20 protein-coding genes are annotated in these 18,095 nt (G+C 73.0%); 12 read left to right on the top strand and 8 right to left on the bottom strand.

Annotation, left to right across the window (positions count from 1 at the left end; genetic code table 11):
- Nucleotides 1-20: 20 nt before the first annotated feature.
- The 3 genes from ACZ67M_RS24970 to ACZ67M_RS24960 form a co-directional block, all read right to left on the bottom strand.
- Nucleotides 21-692 carry a phosphatase PAP2 family protein gene (locus ACZ67M_RS24970; RefSeq protein WP_361355971.1) on the bottom strand — a complete coding sequence of 224 codons (672 nt, stop codon included), beginning with the start codon at nucleotides 690-692 and terminating at the stop codon, nucleotides 21-23.
- A gap of 66 nt (nucleotides 693-758) precedes the next feature.
- A complete protein-coding gene (locus tag ACZ67M_RS24965; RefSeq protein WP_392015315.1) occupies nucleotides 759-1,694 on the bottom strand; it encodes a M56 family metallopeptidase in 936 nt (311 codons plus the stop codon).
- Nucleotides 1,695-1,912: 218 nt separating this feature from the next.
- Entirely contained in the window at nucleotides 1,913-2,467 is a 555-nt protein-coding gene (locus ACZ67M_RS24960) for a DUF5134 domain-containing protein (protein WP_467322148.1), read from the bottom strand.
- 147 nt (nucleotides 2,468-2,614) lie between these two features.
- Here ACZ67M_RS24960 and ACZ67M_RS24955 point away from each other — a divergent pair, with 147 nt between their 5' ends.
- Entirely contained in the window at nucleotides 2,615-4,309 is a 1,695-nt protein-coding gene (locus tag ACZ67M_RS24955; protein WP_469852802.1) for an FUSC family protein, read from the top strand.
- Nucleotides 4,306-4,863: a MarR family winged helix-turn-helix transcriptional regulator gene (locus tag ACZ67M_RS24950; protein WP_122620758.1), complete on the top strand. Its 558-nt coding sequence runs from the start codon at nucleotides 4,306-4,308 to the stop codon at nucleotides 4,861-4,863. The genes ACZ67M_RS24955 and ACZ67M_RS24950 overlap by 4 nt, the downstream gene beginning before the upstream one ends.
- A 107-nt stretch (nucleotides 4,864-4,970) precedes the next feature.
- Here the strand turns inward: ACZ67M_RS24950 and ACZ67M_RS24945 are convergent, their stop codons facing one another.
- Both ACZ67M_RS24945 and ACZ67M_RS24940 read right to left on the bottom strand, forming a co-directional pair.
- Entirely contained in the window at nucleotides 4,971-5,735 is a 765-nt protein-coding gene (locus tag ACZ67M_RS24945) for a VOC family protein (protein ID WP_469852801.1), read from the bottom strand.
- Between the two features lie 111 nt (nucleotides 5,736-5,846).
- Entirely contained in the window at nucleotides 5,847-6,239 is a 393-nt protein-coding gene (locus ACZ67M_RS24940; RefSeq protein ID WP_469852799.1) for a VOC family protein, read from the bottom strand.
- A 76-nt stretch (nucleotides 6,240-6,315) separates the two neighbouring features.
- Between ACZ67M_RS24940 and ACZ67M_RS24935 the strand changes: the two genes are divergently transcribed.
- Nucleotides 6,316-6,855 (top strand): GNAT family N-acetyltransferase, encoded by a 540-nt coding sequence (locus tag ACZ67M_RS24935; protein ID WP_392015304.1) that lies wholly within the window; start codon nucleotides 6,316-6,318, stop codon nucleotides 6,853-6,855.
- Between the two features lie 15 nt (nucleotides 6,856-6,870).
- On the opposite strand, the gene ACZ67M_RS24930 is transcribed toward ACZ67M_RS24935, so the two are convergent.
- Nucleotides 6,871-7,554 (bottom strand): glycerophosphodiester phosphodiesterase, encoded by a 684-nt coding sequence (locus ACZ67M_RS24930; protein WP_385794986.1) that lies wholly within the window; start codon nucleotides 7,552-7,554, stop codon nucleotides 6,871-6,873.
- A gap of 228 nt (nucleotides 7,555-7,782) precedes the next feature.
- Here ACZ67M_RS24930 and ACZ67M_RS24925 point away from each other — a divergent pair, with 228 nt between their 5' ends.
- The 4 genes from ACZ67M_RS24925 (at nucleotide 7,783) to ACZ67M_RS24910 (ending at nucleotide 11,711) form a co-directional block, all read left to right on the top strand.
- Nucleotides 7,783-9,180, top strand: coding sequence for a DUF6421 family protein (locus tag ACZ67M_RS24925; RefSeq protein WP_385794983.1), 1,398 nt, complete (start codon nucleotides 7,783-7,785; stop codon nucleotides 9,178-9,180).
- Between the two features lie 59 nt (nucleotides 9,181-9,239).
- Nucleotides 9,240-9,986 carry an SDR family NAD(P)-dependent oxidoreductase gene (locus ACZ67M_RS24920; protein WP_361355987.1) on the top strand — a complete coding sequence of 249 codons (747 nt, stop codon included), beginning with the start codon at nucleotides 9,240-9,242 and terminating at the stop codon, nucleotides 9,984-9,986.
- A complete protein-coding gene (locus ACZ67M_RS24915; RefSeq protein ID WP_307009848.1) occupies nucleotides 9,983-11,053 on the top strand; it encodes a threonine aldolase family protein in 1,071 nt (356 codons plus the stop codon). The genes ACZ67M_RS24920 and ACZ67M_RS24915 overlap by 4 nt, the downstream gene beginning before the upstream one ends.
- An 85-nt stretch (nucleotides 11,054-11,138) precedes the next feature.
- Entirely contained in the window at nucleotides 11,139-11,711 is a 573-nt protein-coding gene (locus ACZ67M_RS24910; protein WP_392102973.1) for a transglutaminase domain-containing protein, read from the top strand.
- Between the two features lie 10 nt (nucleotides 11,712-11,721).
- Here the strand turns inward: ACZ67M_RS24910 and ACZ67M_RS24905 are convergent, their stop codons facing one another.
- The gene (locus ACZ67M_RS24905; protein WP_392015294.1) at nucleotides 11,722-12,450 is read right to left on the bottom strand and encodes a lysophospholipid acyltransferase family protein; all 729 of its coding nucleotides are present in this window, start codon (nucleotides 12,448-12,450) and stop codon (nucleotides 11,722-11,724) included.
- Between the two features lie 265 nt (nucleotides 12,451-12,715).
- Between ACZ67M_RS24905 and ACZ67M_RS24900 the strand changes: the two genes are divergently transcribed.
- From ACZ67M_RS24900 to ACZ67M_RS24880, 5 genes are all read left to right on the top strand, one after another.
- Entirely contained in the window at nucleotides 12,716-13,096 is a 381-nt protein-coding gene (locus ACZ67M_RS24900) for a TlpA family protein disulfide reductase (RefSeq protein ID WP_385794976.1), read from the top strand.
- Between the two features lie 145 nt (nucleotides 13,097-13,241).
- Complete coding sequence (locus ACZ67M_RS24895; RefSeq protein WP_469852796.1) at nucleotides 13,242-13,751, top strand: flavin reductase family protein; 510 nt, start codon at nucleotides 13,242-13,244, stop codon at nucleotides 13,749-13,751.
- A gap of 232 nt (nucleotides 13,752-13,983) precedes the next feature.
- Nucleotides 13,984-14,772 carry an electron transfer flavoprotein subunit beta/FixA family protein gene (locus ACZ67M_RS24890; protein ID WP_122620747.1) on the top strand — a complete coding sequence of 263 codons (789 nt, stop codon included), beginning with the start codon at nucleotides 13,984-13,986 and terminating at the stop codon, nucleotides 14,770-14,772.
- 54 nt (nucleotides 14,773-14,826) lie between these two features.
- Nucleotides 14,827-15,789 (top strand): electron transfer flavoprotein subunit alpha/FixB family protein, encoded by a 963-nt coding sequence (locus ACZ67M_RS24885; protein WP_161329992.1) that lies wholly within the window; start codon nucleotides 14,827-14,829, stop codon nucleotides 15,787-15,789.
- A gap of 167 nt (nucleotides 15,790-15,956) precedes the next feature.
- Nucleotides 15,957-17,255: a DUF6986 family protein gene (locus tag ACZ67M_RS24880; protein WP_361355996.1), complete on the top strand. Its 1,299-nt coding sequence runs from the start codon at nucleotides 15,957-15,959 to the stop codon at nucleotides 17,253-17,255.
- On the opposite strand, the gene ACZ67M_RS24875 is transcribed toward ACZ67M_RS24880, so the two are convergent.
- A complete protein-coding gene (locus tag ACZ67M_RS24875) occupies nucleotides 17,236-18,033 on the bottom strand; it encodes a hypothetical protein (RefSeq protein WP_469853048.1) in 798 nt (265 codons plus the stop codon). The genes ACZ67M_RS24880 and ACZ67M_RS24875 overlap by 20 nt on opposite strands.
- Nucleotides 18,034-18,095: the final 62 nt, after the last annotated feature.

Below are 18,095 nucleotides of genomic sequence, written 5' to 3'. Positions count from 1 at the left end.
GGGCCGCGGCTGGTGCCGGGTCAGGGATGCCGACGCCGGTGCACCAGGACCGCGAGCGCCGTGACCAGGACGCCCAGGAGCCAGCCGCCCGCCACGTCCGTGGCCCAGTGCACGCCCAGCCACACCCGGGTCACACCGACGCCCGCCACGGAGACCGCCGCCACGGCCCAGGCGGCGCGGCGCAGGGCGGGGGAGGCGCCGTAATAGTGGACGAGCCACACCAGGAGGCCGCACACGAAGGTCGCCGTCATGGCGTGCCCGGACGGGAAGGCCGCGTAGTGGGCGGAGTCGACGGGGTCGGGCCAGACCGGGCGGGGGCGGTCCACCGCGGCTTTCAGGACCTGCTGGAGGAGGCTGCCCAGCAGACAGGTGGCCCCCAGCCAGACGGCCGTCCACCGGTCCCCGCGCCTGAACCACAGCCACAGCACGACCGCCGCGCACAGGAGTCGCATCGTCCACGTGTCCCACACCCAGTCGGTGAGGACCCGCATGACCTGTGTGACGTCGGGTTCGTCGACGGCCCAGCGGTGCGTCGTGGTGGCGATGTCGTCGTCGAGGCGGATCAACGGCCCCCACTCGACGGCCACCAGCGTGAGCAGCAGCGCCGAGCACACGGCCAGCGTCCAGGTGAGGCCGAGAGCCGTGCGGGGGCGCGGTGGAGTGGGCGGGGAGTCGACGGGCGGCGTCTGCATGCTGCGATACTCGCCGACCGGGTGGCCCGGAGGCGAATTCCCGGCGTCGGAGCGCCCGTGAGCCGGCTAGCCCAGCGCCCGCAGCCCCGGCGCGAACGCCACGAGTACCGGTACCGCCGGCACCAGCGCGGCCGCCGCCGTCAGCCGCAGCCGCCGGGCCGCCGAGAGCCGGTCGGGCGGGGTGAGCAACCGGTGCACCCGCTGCGGGACCTGGGCCTGCGGGGTCGGGCACGGACCGAACACGCCGCGGCCCTCGTTGAGTTCGACCAGCGCCAGCGCGGTCGTCAGGCGGCCGAAGCGGCGGGACGCCACGTCGTCCGCGGCGAGTTCGACCAGGCGGTGCATCTCGTCGCGGAACGCGGCGAAGACCGGAACCTGAGGGAACCCGTCCGCCAGCGCGGCCGAACAGTGCAGCAGCCAGTCGTGCCGCGCCTGCGCGTGCCCCTTCTCGTGGGCGAGGACCGCGTCCAGCTGACGGCCCTTGAGGCGGCTCAGCGCGGCGGTGGTGACGACGAGTTGCGGGGGAGTGCCGGGCAGCCACCAGGCGTCCGGCCGCTCGCCCTCCAGCACGACGAGGCGGTCCGGACCCGGCACCTCGCCGGGCAACAGCGGCGCGCGGTGCAGGAGTTCCGCGCGGCGCACCCGACGCCGGGACCGGGCCCGTACGACCTCCCTGACGAGCATCGCGGCGCTCCACAGCCCGGCACAGGCCAGGGTGAGGGCGGTCGTGTCCGCCCAGAGGCCGGACGTGCCGAGCGCGTAGGCCTCGACCACCGGGCCCGGCGCCGTCGCGAACACGGGCCCGCCCACCGCGTGCCAGGCCGCCGCCGCGCTGAACGTCATCGACAGCGCGCAGCACACCAGCACGGCCGCCACCACGCATTGCCACACCCACAGGGCGACCACCGGTTCGCGGTCCGGCCAGTCGGCCCGGGCGAGCAGCCTCGGGGCGAGCACGGCCGTGAGGGCGCCGAGCAGCAGCAGTGCCGCGGGGAGAATCATGGGGGCAGCCTATGAGCGCGGCGCCGCCCGCAGTACGGGCCGAGACACAAAGTGACGCAGGCAACGGTTGCGCGCCGCCAACACCGGGCACAGTCGGCCGACGACGCGGTCGCATCGCACGGTTCTGGCGCACCACCGGGTCACAGGGCCCCGTCGCACGGCCCCGGCGCACCGCCGGGTCACAGTGCCGCGTCCCACGGCCCCCGCGCACCGCCCGGTCACATGGCCGCCAGCATGGCCAGCATCGCGATGCCCATGGAGAGGCGGCAGGCCCGGGCCAGCTCCGGCCGGTCCCCCCACCCGGCCGTCGGACCGCCGCCCCCGGCGACGGCGACGACCGGCAGCAGGCGTACGCCGGACAGCAGGACGTAACCGGTGAAGTAGAGCAGCAGCGCACCCGTCGCCGCGGGCGGGCCCGACACGCCGTGCCCGTGGGCGTGGGCGGGCGAACCGGCCATCACCACCGCCATGTAGACCATGGCCGCGGCTCCGACGAGGTGGTGCAGATGGTGGCCCCCGTACCGCGCCGACGCCCACAGGGCGCGCAGCCCGGCGGCGCCGAACACCACCACGTATCCGGCCCAGGCCCACGCGGGCGGGGTGAACGCCGCCGCGGGCACGGCCATGGCGGCCATACCGAACCCCATCAGCGCCTCGCCGCCCGCGGCGCGGCGCTGTTCCCCCTCGTGGCTGCGCATCCGCAGCAGGCAGTACGCGCCGGTCGCCGCGCACAGCGCGACCAGCAGCCATCCGGGCGGTACCGGTCCGTGCACACGCACCTCCCCGTTCGGTGGTCCACGGTCGGTCAAGGCCTGCCCCGGCCACGCGGCGCGCACGCGAGCGCAAGGGAGTACGCAGGGGGTATTCGGGGGAGCGCGGAGATATGATTCACGAGTAAAACACCTGCTAATATAATTCCCATGAGCAGTGCGCCCCCCTCCCTCCCCGGCACCTCACCGGGCCGACGTCTGTCCCTGGCCGGCGTGCTGCGCCTGCGCCGGCCCTCCGAGATCTGGTTCAAGCCCGCCCTGAGTTCGGTCGCCGCGGTCGCCCCGCCCAACCTGCTCCTGCTGGCCCTCGGCCGGCTCGACCTGGCGATGTACACGATGGCCGGGTCCCTGTGCGCGCTCTACGCCCACAACCGCCCCTACGCCGCCCGGGCCCGGGCCCTCGCGTGGGTGGTGCTCGGCATGCTCGGCGGCGTCGTCGTCGCCCTGGTCACCGCCTCGCTCACCCGGAACGCCGTCGTCCTGGTCACTGTCGGGGCCCTGCTGGCCGCCGTGCAGAAGGCACTGTGCGACGCCACCCGCATCGGCCCGCCCGGCAACGTGGTCCTGACCTTCATCAGCTCCGCCGCCCTCTTCGTCCCGCACACCCTCGGCCAGATCCCCGCCCACCTCGCCCTGGGCGCCGCCGCCGGCGCCTGGGCCTGGCTGGTCTGCATGGCACCCGTCCTGGTCCGACCGCACGGCCCGGAGCGCCGGGCCACCGCCCAGGCCCTGAACGCCGCCGCCGCGTACGCCGAAACCGCGCACACCGATCCCCATGGCACCGGCGACGCCCGTGCCGCCGGGTACGCCGCGGTGCAGCACGCCTGGCAGACGCTGCTGTCCCTCCCGGGCACCGGCGCCCGCGCCACCACCCGGCACGCCCTCGAACGCCTCGTCGTCCGCGCCGAGGTCGCGCTGGCCGCCCCCGCCGACACCGACGCCGAGCCGCTGCGCACCTGGGCCCGCGCCGTGCGCGGCACCGGCCGCGTCCCCCGCACCGACGACGGCCCGGCCGTCACCGACGAACTCCTCGGCGTCGACGCCGAACTCGCCGCCCGCCCGGCACCCCTGTGGCAGCGGCTCGGCCCGCTCACCCCGGTGGCCGCACGCACCGCCCTGGGCTGCGCGCTGGCCGGCTACGCCTCCCTGGCCCTCGGCGTCGGCCGCCCCTACTGGGCGCTGGTCACCGCCGCCGCGCTCTACCAGGCCAACCTGACCCTCACCTGGAGCCGGGCCGTGCAGCGCGTGGTCGGCAACCTCGCCGGAGTGCTGCTCTTCGCCGCGATAGCCCCGCTCGCCCACCTCGGCAAGGCGCCGCTCGTCCTGCTCTGCCTCGCCCTCAACTTCGGCGCCGAGGCCCTCATCACCCGCAACTACTGGCTCGGCAGCGTCTGCGTGACCCCGATGGCGCTGCTCATCACCGAGTTCGCCGGGTATCAGGAACCGGGTTCGCTGATCACCGAGCGGGTGGTGGACACCCTCGTCGGCGCCCTGGTCGGCTTCCTGGCCGCCGTCGCCGTCACCGACCGAAGCGCCGGTAACCGCGTCGAGCGGGCGCTGCGGGCCGCCGACCGGGCCCGGGAGCACACCGCCCGCGTCCTGGCGGAGCCCGATCCGGCGCCCGGCGCCCTGGAGGCCGCCCGCCGGTCCCTGGCCGCCGCGCTGACCGACCTGCGGGCCACCGTGGACGGGGCGGCGGGCGAATGGTGGGGACGCGCACTGCCGCAGGAGAGGGTCGTGCTCGCCGAGCAGTCCGGACACCGTACGCTCGCCGCAGCGGTGCGACGCCGGGCAGCGCGTCGGGACCGGGACACGGGTACGAGAGCGGAGGACGTACGGCCATGACCGCAACCGACGGGGGCTCGGCGACCGGGGGCGACGGGAGAGGGGGACCGGGCGGCGACACCGTGGCCGCGGTCGTGCGGCAGTGGCGGGCCGTCCACCCGGACCTCGACACGGGGCCGATGGAGATCATCGGCCGGATCAACCGCTGCGCCGCCCTCCTCCAGCAGGCCGAGGACGCGCCACTGCGCCGGGCGGGCCTGAGCCGGGCCGAGTTCGACCTGCTCGGCGCGCTGCGCCGCACCGGCCACGAGCTGACCCCGGGCGACCTCGCCCGCGAGACCTTCTCCTCCGGCGCCGCCGTCACCAAGCGCCTCAAGCAGCTCACCGAGCGCGGCCTGGTGGAGCGGCGCGGCGACACCCGCGACCGCCGCGTCGCGCACGTCCGCCTCACGGACACCGGACGCGACCTCGTCGACGGCATCCTGCCCGAACAGCTCGCCTACGAGGCCGCCGTGCTGTCGGGCGTCGACGAGCCCCGGCAGGGGGAGCTGGCGGCACTTCTCGGCGGACTGCTGGGCCAGCTGGAGGGCCGCCTGGACGCACTGCGGGTCTGAAGCCGCCCCCCGAAGGCCGGGCAGGCCGGGCCCGGGCGCCCGCCGCATGCTGCCCCGGCGGCCGCCATACGCCGCCCCGGCGGCCGGCACACGCCCCCGCGGCAGGCTCAGCGCTCGTCCCCCGCCCGGTACACGCCGAACATCGCGCCCCGGGGATCGCGCAGCACCGCGATCCGCGGTCCGTCGGGCGGCGAGACGGGCTCCATCAGCACGGTGCCGCCGCCGTCGGTCGTGCCGGCCGCCGCCGTGTCCACGTCCGTCACCGCGAAGTAGGGCAGCCAGTGCGCCGGCACCTCGTGCGGGAACTTGTCGTCCATCGTCACCATGCCGCCGAAGTCCGCCCCGCCGATGCCCCACTGCGGGTAGTACTGCGAGGCGGTGAGGCTCCAGCCGAACACCGTGGTGTAGAAGTCGGCGGCCAGGTCGGGCTCGCGGGTCAGCAGTTCGACCCAGCCCAGCGAGCCGTGCGCGTTGAACAGCCCGGCACCGGCGAACGAGCCGGGCTGCCACAGCTGGAACAGCGCCCCGGTGGGATCCACGACCACCACGAAGCGGCCGTGGCCGGGGACGTCCGTGGGACCCTCCGGCACCGTGCCGCCGGCCGCCGTCACCTGCCGGACGGCGGTGTCCGCGTCGCGCACGGCGAACACCACGTCCCACGCGACCGGCTGCCGCGCCCGCGACAGCGGGGTCAGCCCGGCGACCGCGTCGCCGCCGAGCCGGGCGATCGTGTGGCCGCTCGCCCGCTGCCTCGGGTCGGTCTCGGGGCGCCAGCCGAACAGCCCGCTGTAGAACCGCTCGGCCACCGCCAGGTCGTCGGTCCCCAGCTCCGCCCAGCAGGGTCCGCCGGTCACCGGTTCATGGAGCTTCATCGCGGGGCCTCCTTCCGCCGGGCCACGGGCCGTCCGCCCCCTTCCAGCACGCTAAGGCCGCCCCGGTGCCGGGGCCATCCGGCGCACACCGCCCCCGGAGGCCCCGACGCCTCAGATCCCCGGCCGGTATCGCAGCGGATGCTCCGCGGGCACCTCCACCAGCACGATCCGGGTGCCGTCCGGATCCGCGATCCACATCTCCACCAGCCCCCAGGGCTCCTCGACCGGCGGCCGCACGATCTCGACGCCCTTGGCGCGCAGTTCGTCGTGGGCCGCCGCCACGTCCTCGACCTGGAGCCACACCTTGAGCGCCGGGGAGAGCGGGGCCTCGGAGCGCCCGGACACCTCCAGGAAGCCGCCGCCGAGGAAGTAGACGGTGCCCCGCTCGGGGCCGGTGCCGAACTCCCGGTGGACGGCGAGGCCGAGCTGGTCGCCGTAGAAGACGCGGGAGCGTTCGGGGTCGGTGGGACGGAGCAGGATCCGGCTGCTGAGTACATGCACCATGCGTCCCGACCCTACTGGCGGCGTTACCCTCATCGATGCCCCCGCCGCGCCCGAGAGAGAACCGGAGACGCCCCACATGGACACCACCGCCGGCCGACTGATCTACCGCGATGCCACCGACGCCGACGTGGACGGGATCGTGGCGCTCATAGAGTCGGCCTACCGGGGCGAATCCAGCCGGGTCGGGTGGACCACCGAGGCGGACATCCTCCAGGGGCAGCGCACGGACCCGCAGGGCGTGCTGGACGTCGTGAAGTCGCCGGACAGCCGGCTGCTGACGGTCGAGCGGGACGGCCGGATCGTGGCCTGCTGCCAGCTGGAGCACCGCGGGGAGCACGCGTACTTCGGGATGTTCGCCGTCAGTCCCGCGCTCCAGGGCGAGGGCCTCGGCAGGACGATCATCGCGGAGGCGGAGCGGCAGGCCCGCGGGACGTGGGGCGTCACGGAGATGCACATGACCGTGATCTCTGTCCGCGAGGACCTCATCGCCTGGTACGAGCGCCGCGGCTACCGCCGTACGGGAGAGATGACTCCCTTCCCGTACGGCGACGAGCGCTTCGGTATTCCGCAGCGGGACGACCTGCAGTTCGAGCTGCTGGTCAAGCCGCTGGTCTGAGCCCTCGCGCGGTTTTCAGGCGGTGAAGCGGCCGGTGCGCTTGATCTCCGGGTAGTCGGTCGTCGCGCCGTCGAGGCCCAGGGCGCGCACCAGCCGCAGCTGGTCCTGGGTGTTGACGGTCCAGGAGAAGACCCGCAGTCCGGCCTTGCGGGCCCGTTCCACGATCTCCAGGGTGATCCGGTTGATGTCCAGACACAGGGTCCCGGCGCCCGCCTCCACGGCCCGGTCCACGACTTCCTTGCCGTAGTACTGCGCGACCAGCGCGGTGCGCACGCCCGGTACCAGCCGCGCGATCTCGACGATGGCCTCGTCGTGGAACGAGATCACCTCCACCCGGTCCACCAGGTCCCGGCGGAGCATCACCTCGGAGAGCGTCCGGGCGGCCGCCGCGTCCTTGATCTCGGCCTGCAACGGCACGGAGACGGCGTCCAGCACCTCCTCGAAGACGGGGATGCGCTCCCCGCGGCCCGCGTCCAGCGCGCGCAGCTCCTCGAGGGTCTTGTCGGCGATGGCGCCGGTGCCGTCGGTGGTGCGGTCCACCTCCGCGTCGTGCATGACGACGAGCGCGCCGTCCTTGCTGAGGTGCAGGTCGAGTTCGACGACGTCGAGGCCGGCCTGCTCGGCGGCGACGAAGGAACGCAGGGTGTTCTCGGGTTCGACACCCATCGCTCCGCGGTGACCGATGGTGAGGAAGTTCAAGGCTCGACTCGCTTCCGTCGACGTCGGCGATGGCAGGGCGGCAGCCTAACGGCCCTGCGGGACCGTTTCCCCTCTGCCGCGCCTGGTATACGAGCCACGGCGTCCCGCAGGAAAAAATGCGGTGAAGGCCGGGGTGCGGCAGGATAATTTACGGGGGCTCCCCTTGCTGGGAGAAACCTCGTATGCATACGGTGTCCTGACGCAAGCTTCTCTCGTAGAGGATGGGACATGACGGAAATTCTTGTGCAGGTGGGTGCGGAGGAAAACATTCCTCCGGTGAGCAGGGTGGTCGAGCACCCGGCGTGGCCCGCGCTCAAGGATGCCGTGGAGCGGATCCGGCCATGGCAGTCCAAGGACGGGTCGATCGACTTCGACGCCGAGGGCGCGCCCGGGCGGACCGACGCCGAGGACGCCGTGCGCCGGGTCGTCGCCGCGGTCCGGGAGCTGTCCCCGCTCCTCCCGCACGACCACGCGTACCACGAGGCCCTGGTGGCCGACCTCGGCCGCTGGGCCGACGGCGGCTTCGAGGTGCCCGACTTCCTCGACTCGCTGCTGGCCTTCCAGCCCGCCGCGAACCGCGCGGACGGCCTCCAGCACCTGGTCGTCTTCCCGATGTACACGCAGAACGGCAACCCGGACCGCAACTTCGAAGCGGTCGTGCTGCGCATGGTCTGGCCCGACTGGCTGGCCGAGCTGGAGCGCACCCGCTACGACAACCCGTTGTTCTGCGGCATCACCTTCGAGGACTTCACGGCCGGCTACGACACCAACTCGGCCGTCCTCTTCCCGGAGACCATCGCCGTGCGCGAGGCCCCCGAGCGCTTCTCCTGGGGCGGCATCTTCTGCGACCGCGAGGCCGCCCGCTTCCGCCGCGTCACCGAGGCGGCCGTGGGCATCCTGGGCCTGGAGCTGCCCGAGGACGTCGCCGCGCTGGTGGACGACCAGAAGCGCTGCGAGGAGGCCTTCGTCCTGTGGGACATGGTCCACGACCGCACCCACAGCCACGGCGACCTGCCCTTCGACCCCTTCATGATCAAGCAGCGCCAGCCGTTCTGGATGTACGGCCTGGAGGAGCTGCGCTGCGACCTCACCGCCTTCAGGGAGGCCGTACGCCTGGAGGCCGACGGCGTCCCGCAGGCCCGCGACGTGCAGTACGCGGTCCTCTTCGACCGCATGTTCCGCTTCCCGGTCACCGGCGAGCGCGTGCGCAACTACGACGGGCTCGGCGGCCAGCTCCTCTTCGCCTACCTGCACAAGCACGAGGTCGTCCGCTGGACCGACAACAAGCTCTTCATCGACTGGCAGCGCGCACCCGAGGTCACCAACCAGCTGTGCGCCGAGATCGAGACGCTCTACCGGGACGGCATCGACCGCCCGAAGATCGTCCACTGGTTCGCCGGCTACGAGCTGGTCTCCGCCTACCTCGCCCCGCACCCGGGCTCGAAGTGGGCGAAGGGTCCCGACGCCCTGGACCTCACCCTGCCCCCGCGCAAGCTGGTCGACGACGTGCTTCCGGACGAGTTTCCGCTGAGCATGTTCTACGAGGCGCTGTCCAAGAAACTCAAGAAGGTGATCGCCTCGACCCGTGGCATCACCGCGGACGGCGCCGACCGGGCCGCCGCGTGAGCGACGGCACCGGCGGTCGGGTACAACAGCGGCAGGCACAGGCTCGGGAGGCGAGGACCATGGGGAACGGGGCGCTCGACGGCGCGGTGATCGCGGTGGCCGGAGCGGGCGGACCCGCCGGACGGGCCGCGCTGCTGCGGCTCGCCGAGGCGGGTGCGACGGTCGTCGGCTCGGACAACGACCCGGAGCGGCTGGCGGAGGCGGTGGACGCGGCCCGCTACGCGCACGGCGGCGCCAGCGTCACCGGCGAGACCGTGGACCTGCTCGACCGGGACGCCGCCCAGGCGTGGGCCGACCGCACCGAGCAGGAGTTCGGGCGGGTCGACGGCCTCGTCCACCTGGTCGGCGGCTGGCGCGGCAGCCAGAGCTTCACCAAGACCAACCTCGACGACTGGGACCTGCTGGAGCTGCTGCTGATCCGCACGGTGCAGCACACCTCCCTCGCCTTCCACGAGGCGCTCCAGCGCAGCGACCGCGGCCGGTACGTCCTGATCAGCGCCGCGGGCGCGAGCAACCCGACCGCGAGCAACGCCGCCTACTCCGCCGCCAAGGCCGCGGCCGAGGCCTGGACCCTGGCGATGGCGGACTACTTCCGCAAGGCGGGGGGCGAGCAGGGGCCGACGTCGGCGGCTGCGATCCTGGTGGTGAAGGCGTTGGTGCACGACGCGATGCGCGCCGAGCGGCCCAACGCGAAGTTCGCGGGCTTCACGGACGTGCGTGACCTCGCCGAGGCCGTCGCCGGAGTCTGGGACAAGCCCGCCGCGGAAGTGAACGGAAACCGTCTGTGGCTGACCGAGAAGCCGTGAACCCCCCGAAGACCGACGCGCGTCGCCATCACGACCCCGAGGTCCGCGGTTTCGCCAGTGACAACTACGCCGGGGCCCACCCGGAGGTACTCGCCGCGCTGGCGCTGGCCAACGGCGGGCACCAGGTCGCCTACGGCGAGGACGAGTACACCGAGAACCTCCAGCGGGTGATCCGCGGCCACTTCGGCTCCGGCGCCGAGGCCTTCCCGGTCTTCAACGGCACCGGCGCCAACGTCGTCGCGCTCCAGGCGGTCACCGACCGCTGGGGGGCGGTGATCTGCGCCGAGAGCGCGCACATCAACGTCGACGAGGGCGGCGCCCCCGAGCGCATGGGCGGGCTGAAGCTGCTCACCGTGCCCACGCCCGACGGCAAGCTCACCCCCGACCTCATCGACCGGCAGGCGTACGGCTGGGACGACGAGCACCGCGCGATGCCGCAGGTCGTCTCGATCACCCAGAGCACCGAGCTGGGCACGCTCTACACGCCCGACGAGGTCCGGGCCATCTGCGAACACGCCCACGCGCACGGCATGAAGGTGCACCTGGACGGCTCCCGGATAGCCAACGCCGCCGCCTCCCTGGACGTGCCCATGCGGACGTTCACCAACGCCGTCGGCGTCGACCTGCTCTCGCTCGGCGGCACCAAGAACGGCGCCCTGTTCGGCGAGGCGGTCGTGGTCCTCAACCAGGATGCCGTCAGCCACATGAAGCACCTGCGCAAGCTCTCCATGCAGCTCGCCTCCAAGATGCGCTTCGTGTCGGTGCAGCTGGAGGCGCTGCTCGCCAAGGACCTGTGGCTGCGCAACGCCCGGCACGGCAACGAGATGGCGCAGCGCCTCGCCGACGGCGTGCGTGCCGTGCACGGCGTGGAGATCCTCTACCCGGTGCAGGCCAACGCGGTCTTCGCCCGCCTGCCGCACGAGGTGAGCGAGCGCCTGCAGAAGCGGTTCCGGTTCTACTTCTGGGACGAGGCCGCCGGCGACGTGCGCTGGATGTGCGCCTTCGACACCACCGAGGACGACGTCGACACCTTCGTGGCGGCGCTCAAGGAGGAGATGGCGCGCTGAGCCGCGAGGCCCGTTGATGCATAGATATGCGGTCACCTGAAAAGTCATTGACTCACGGGTGATCGCGTTTCTATGCTCTGCGGGCATGGAGCTGATCCAGAAGACCCCCGACCTGTCCGCCTATCTGGCTGCCGACGAGGTCATCGACCATGATCACCCCCGTGTCCGGGAGGTGGCCGGCGGACTCGCCGAAGAGGCGGCCGACTCGTATGCCTATGCGCGACTGGCCTTCGAGTTCGTGCGGGACACCATCCCGCACTCGCAGGACTCCGGAGACCCGCGCGTCACCTGGCGGGCCTCCGACGTCCTGGAGCGGCGCACCGGCATCTGCTACGCCAAGGCCCACGCGCTGGCCGCCCTGCTGCGGGCCGAGGACATCCCGACCGCCCTGTGCTACCAGCGGTTCGACGTGGTGCACGGACTGGTCGCGGTGCGCTTCAACGGCGCCTGGCACCGGCAGGACCCGCGCGGGAACAAGCCCGGCGTGAACGCGCGGTTCTCCCTGGAGGGGGAGCGGCTGGCCTTCACGCCGGACCACGAGGCCGGGGAGGCGGACTACCCGGAGCTGTACGCCGCGCCGCACCCGGCCGTGGTGGACGCCCTGAAGGCGGCCACCGACCGGCCGCACCTGTGGGCGACCCTCCCCACGGCGCTCTGACGCGTCCGGCTCAGTGCGCCTGGGCCGCGCGCAGCTGCTCCTGCGTCGGCGCGGTGCCGCCGAGGTGGGCCGGCATCCACCAGGTGTCGTCCGCGCCCTTGGGGCGTACCGGGTAGGCGCGCTGCGCGGCCTCCAGCAGCTCCTGCACGCGCTCGCGCAGGCGGCGGGTGATCGCGCCCGCGTACTGCTCGCGGGAGGCATCCATCGCCTCGCCGACCCGGATCGTGATCGGGGTGTGGCTGCGCTTGAAGTTGCGCGGGTGTCCCTTGGTCCACAGGCGCTGGGTGCCCCACAGCGCCATCGGGATCAGCGGGACGCCCGCTTCCTGCGCCAGGCGCGCGGCGCCCGACTTGAAGCTCTTCAGCGTGAACGACTCGGAGATCGTCGCCTCCGGGAAGACCCCGATGATCTCGCCGGACCGCAGCGAGTCCAGGGCGTGCGCGTACGCCGCCTCGCCCTGCTTGCGGTCGACCGGGATGTGCTTCATGTTGCGCATCAGCGGGCCGGAGACCTTGTGCCGGAAGACCGACTCCTTCGCCATGAAGCGCACCAGCCGCTTCTGGGGCAGCGCCGCCAGGCCGTCGAAGATGAAGTCCAGGTAGCTGATGTGGTTGCTCACCAGCACGGCGCCGCCCGAGCGCGGGATGTTCTCCGAACCCTGGCAGTCGATCTTGAGGTCCCACACCTTGAACAGAGTGCGGGCGAGACCGATGGCCGGGCGGTAGGCGAGTTCTGCCATGGGCGGGTCGGACCCTTCCTTGTCAGCCTGGGAAGGGGGCTCCCAGTCGAAAGTTACGGAGCCGTAGGTTTACGGCTTGTCGCAGATCGTGCCCCAAGAACGGCCCATGTACCAGCCTTGGTGCCCGTACGCGGCGAGATCCTCATCACTCGCCCGTCCATCGGGTGGCCGGAAGACGATGGTGGACCGGGAATCTCCGGGCCGCCGCGAGCGCTGCACCTGGGGACGACCGGACCGGTGGCGCGCTGCTCGGGCGTGCCCATGAGTGCCGCGGACGCGGCGGATCGGGGGCGCGCTGGTGCGCGGGCAGGGTGACGACGGCGGGTCCGGGACTCCGGGCCCGCACCTCGACGCGGCCGACCTCGGGGCGGAACTCGGCGGCCGCGCCACGCTCGTGCAGTTCTCCAGCGCCTTCTGCGCCCCCTGCCGTGCCACCCGGCGGGTCCTCGGCGAGGTGGCCCGCATGGTCCCCGGCGTCGCCCACGTCGAGATCGACGCCGAGGCCCGGCTGGAACTCGTCCGCGCACTCGGCGTGCACAAGACCCCGACCGTGCTGGTGCTCGACGGCGGCGGCCGCGTCGTGCGGCGTGCCGTCGGGCAGCCGCGCAAGGCGGACGTGATCGCCGCCCTGGGCGAGGCGGTGTGATCAGCGCCACGCCGGGGGTGAGGCGTCCTCCACAGCTTCCGCGTGCCGGGACGTATTTGACTGTGCGTGCCACCTGTCGTCAGCCTGCCCGAAGGCCCCGCTCCCCGTTGCCCGGACCGAGGCACAACGCAGAAGGACACCCCGTATGACGGCCACACCCGACGTCGCCGCGGCGCGGCTCGCCACCGACGACCTGCTGCGGTCCGTCTTCCGGCGGCACGCGACGGGCGTCGCCGTGATCACCGCGTCCGGTGCCGCCGGTCCGGCCGGCTTCACGGCCACCTCCCTCACGTCCGTGTCCGCCCGGCCGCCGCTGCTCTCCTTCGGCATCGGCACCGGTTCCTCCAGCTGGCCCGCGGTCTTGGCGGCCGAGTACGTCGGGGTGCACGTCCTGGGCGAACACCAGGAGGAGCTGGCCGCCACCTTCGCCCGCAGCGGCGCCGACCGCTTCGCGGCGCCCACCGCCTGGCGGGAGGGCCCGCACGGCGTCCCCCTGCTGGACGGGGTCCTCGCCTGGCTCGTGGGCCGCGTGGTCGGCCGGGTGCCCGCGGGGGACCACCGCATCGTGCTGGCCGAGGTGCTGACCGGCGACCCCTCGGGCACCGGCGGTCCGCTGCTGTACCACCGGGGCGGCTACACCGGCCTGCGCGACTGAGCGGTGCCGGCGTCCCGGCACCGGCCGCTTCTGCGGAGGCGTCGAGTTCCGGTTACGCTGCGTTGCGAAGGTCACAGTTCAAAGCGCTTGCTTAGCGGGAAAGAACTGGGTGTACTGACGAGTAATATTCCGGTGCGAAGCGCAGGTCGCCCCGCCCGGGATCGGCCGCTTGGGGCGCCTATGCTGCCTGCAAGAGGCAGCACTGAAATGTCGACGCAGTAGGAGAGCCGGCGTGAGCTTGAGGATCGTTGTCACTGTGAAGTACGTGCCCGACGCCACTGGCGACCGGCACTTCGCCGATGACCTGACCGTCGACCGGGACGACGTGGACGGTCTGCTCTCCGAGCTGGACGAGTACGCGGTCGAGCAGGCGCTGCAGATCTCCGAGAATTCCGACGACGACGTGGAGATCACCGTCCTGACGGTGGGCCCCGAGGACGCGAAGGACGCGCTGCGCAAGGCGCTGTCCATGGGCGCGGACAAGGCGATCCACGTCGAGGACGACGACCTGCACGGCACCGACGCCATCGGCACCTCCCTGGTCCTGGCCAAGGCGATCGAGAAGGCCGGCTACGACCTGGTCGTCTCCGGCATGGCCTCCACCGACGGGACCATGGGCGTCGTACCGGCGCTGCTCGCCGAGCGCCTGGGCGTGCCGCAGGTGACGCTGCTGTCCGAGGTCTCCGTCGAGGGCGGCACGGTCAAGGGCCGCCGGGACGGCGACACCGCCACCGAGCAGCTGGAGGCCTCTCTCCCGGCCGTCGTGTCCGTCACCGACCAGTCGGGCGAGGCGCGTTACCCGTCCTTCAAGGGCATCATGGCCGCCAAGAAGAAGCCGGTCGAGTCCTGGGACCTCTCCGACCTCGACATCGACGAGGACGAGGTCGGCCTGGAGAACGCCTGGACCGCGGTCGACTCCGCGGCCGAGCGCCCGGCGCGCACCGCGGGCACCATCGTCAAGGACGAGGGCGAGGGCGGCAAGCAGCTCGCCGAGTTCCTCGCGGGCCAGAAGTTCATCTGAGCCCCGCTCCGCCGACCGCCCCTCATCTTTCGCAAGCAGGAGAGAAGAAGTCCCATGGCTGAAGTTCTCGTCTACGTCGATCACGTGGACGGTGCCGTCCGCAAGCCGACCCTGGAGCTGCTGACCCTCGCCCGCCGCATCGGCGAGCCGGTCGCCGTCGCGCTGGGCAACGGCGCCGCCGACACCGCCGCCGCCCTCGCCGAGCACGGCGCGGTCAAGGTCCTCACCCACGAGGCCGCCGAGTACGCCGACTACCTGGTCGTGCCGAAGGTGGACGCCCTCCAGGCCGCCGTCGAGGCCGTTTCCCCGGCCGCCGTGCTGGTCCCCTCCTCCGCCGAGGGCAAGGAGATCGCCGCCCGCCTGGCGCTGCGCCTGGGCTCCGGCGTCATCACCGACGCCGTCGACCTGGAGGCCGGGGACCAGGGCCCGGTGGCGACCCAGTCGGTGTTCGCCGCCGCCTTCACCACCAAGTCCCGCGTCTCCAAGGGCACCCCGGTCATCACGGTCAAGCCCAACAGCGCCGCCGTCGAGCCCGCCGCGGCCGCCGGCGCGGTCGAGGCCCTGTCGGTCACCTTCTCCGCCCAGGCCACGGGCACCAAGGTCACCGCGCGCACGCCGCGCGAGTCGACCGGCCGCCCCGAGCTGACCGAGGCCGCGATCGTCGTCTCCGGCGGCCGCGGCGTCAACGGCGCGGAGAACTTCGCGATCATCGAGGCGCTCGCCGACTCCCTCGGCGCGGCCGTCGGTGCCTCGCGCGCCGCGGTGGACGCGGGCTGGTACCCGCACACCAACCAGGTCGGCCAGACCGGCAAGTCCGTCTCGCCGCAGCTGTACATCGCCTCCGGCATCTCCGGCGCGATCCAGCACCGCGCGGGCATGCAGACCTCGAAGACGATCGTGGCGATCAACAAGGACGCCGAGGCCCCGATCTTCGACCTGGTCGACTACGGCGTCGTCGGCGACCTCTTCGACGTGGTCCCGCAGCTCACGGAGGAAGTGAAGTCCCGCAAGGGCTGAGCGCCATCCCGGCATTCCGGCCGAGGCCCCCGCGACCGTCGTCCTGGTCGCGGGGGCCTCGGTGTCTGCGCAGGATGGGTGTTGACCGGCGCCGAACCGCCGGATAACTTCGCTCTACGGATTATTGATTCCGTTCAGCGGAAAAGTGGATACCAGGAGGGTGTGGGATGGGTCAGCAGGAGAAGGTGGCAACGAGCCTCGCGGGCGCCGTCGGCGAGGAGATCAGCGCCTCCCTCGCACCGGTCGACGCGGAGCTGGAGCGCCGCTACCCCGGAGACCCGGGCACCCGCCAGCCCGTCCACACCGTGTACGTCCCCGGTGACGTCTTCGCCGCCGACACCATCCGCTCCTGGGGCGACCAGGCGCTCGCCGCCCTCGACGAACACGCCCCGGACGCCGCCTCCTTCGCCGCCGTCCTCGGCCTCACCGACGACCTCGCCGAGCCGGTCCACACGCGCGTGCGCGCCAAACTGGAGCGCGAGCCGATCGAAGACCTCCGGGTCGACTTCGAGGACGGCTACGGCAACCGCACGGACGCCGAGGAGGACGAGGCCGCCGCCCGTGCCGCCCGTCTGATCGCCGAGGCGTACGAACAGGGCACGGCGGCCCCGTACATGGGCATCCGGATGAAGTGCATGGAGGCCCCGGTGCGGGCCCGCGGCATCCGCACCCTCGACATCTTCCTCAGCGGCCTGATGGAGGCCGGCGGCCTGCCCGAGGGACTCGTCCTCACGCTGCCGAAGGTGACCTACCCCGAGCAGGTCACCGCCATGGTGCGGCTCCTGGAGGCGTTCGAGAAGGCACGCGGCCTGACGCCGGGCCGGATCGGCTTCGAGATCCAGATCGAGACCAGCCAGTCCATCCTCGCCACCGACGGCACCGCCGCCGTCGCCCGCATGATCCAGGCCGCCGAGGGCCGCGCCACCGGACTGCACTACGGCACCTTCGACTACAGCGCCTGCCTCGGCGTCTCCGCCGCCCACCAGGCCAGCGACCACCCCGCCGCCGACCACGCCAAGGCCGTCATGCAGGTCGCCGCCGCGGGCACCGGCGTACGCGTGTCGGACGGTTCCACCAACGTCCTCCCGGTCGGCCCCACGGCCAAGGTGCACGACGCCTGGCGCCTGCACTACGGCCTCACCCGCCGCGCCCTCGCCCGCGCCTACTACCAGGGCTGGGACATGCACCCCGCCCACATCCCCACCCGGTACGCGGCCGTCTTCGCCTTCTACCGCGAGGGCTTCGAGCAGGCCGCCGCCCGCCTCGCCCGGTACGTGAACCGCGCGGGCGGCGACGTCATGGACGAGCCCGCCACCGCCAAGGCCCTCAGCGGCTACCTGCTGCGCGGCCTGGACTGCGGTGCCCTCGACATCGGAGAGGTCGCCCGCCTCACCGGCCTGACCCGCGCCGAACTGGAGGGCTTCTCCGCGCCCCGGCGCGGCGACCTCACGGCATCGGCGCAGTAGGCGGCGGCCGGGTCCCGCCGCGGGGGTCCTCGGGCCGGCCGGGGCGCACGTACTTCTCCAGGCCCGACGCCGTCACGCGTCGCTCCTCGGCGAACAGCCGCGTGCCCCGGTCGCACAAGGAGCGGTCGGCCCGGGCCCGGGCGCAGAACTCCTCGGGTGTCGTGCCGAAGAGGGCGCGCAACCGCGCCGATCCGCGCAGCAGGTCGGTGATCAGGGGCCGTTGTTCGCCCGGGTGCCGCCGTGGCGTGCCGGTGCCGTCGTGCAGGACGCCGTGGCGGTTGACGTAGACGTACGTACCGCGCAGCACCGTGCCGTCCGGCGGCTCGACGCGCACCTCGGGCGCGGGGAGCCAGGCCCGGTCGAAGTTGCCGTGGGCCATGGGCACGCCCTCGCTCGCGTCGATCACGGCGAGCTGCTCGGGGTCCAGCCACAGGACGAACAGCTCCCGCACGACGCCCGGGGCGCCCACCGGCGAGGCGGAGACGTAGCCCATGCGGCTCACGTGGGCGGAGACCCCGATGTCCAGGCCGGTGACCCGGGTCCTGACCATCGGGATCGGCGAGTCGATGCCGAACTCGGCCATCTTGTGGCGCAGCTGGCCCGGGCTCGCGTTGGAACCGATCGCCAGCACCGGGACCCGGTCGCCCCCGTCCTCGGGGACCGGCCGGTCCAGCGGGAGCAGCCGGTCGCCGTCGAGCAGCCCCGACTCCCGCGGCCACGCGCCCGGGTACAGCAGCGGCTCCTCACGGGGCACCGCGGCCAGCCCGAGCGCCTCCAGCGTCCGGTCGTCGACGTCGGCCCGTACGGCCGCGCGGGCGCCCTCGGGGGGCCGCGGCGGGG

It is taken from the genome of Streptomyces sp. NPDC107500 (assembly GCF_055582785.1).
The sequence above is the reverse complement of the archived record's forward strand: the minus strand, read 5'-3'. Positions and strand labels throughout refer to the sequence as shown.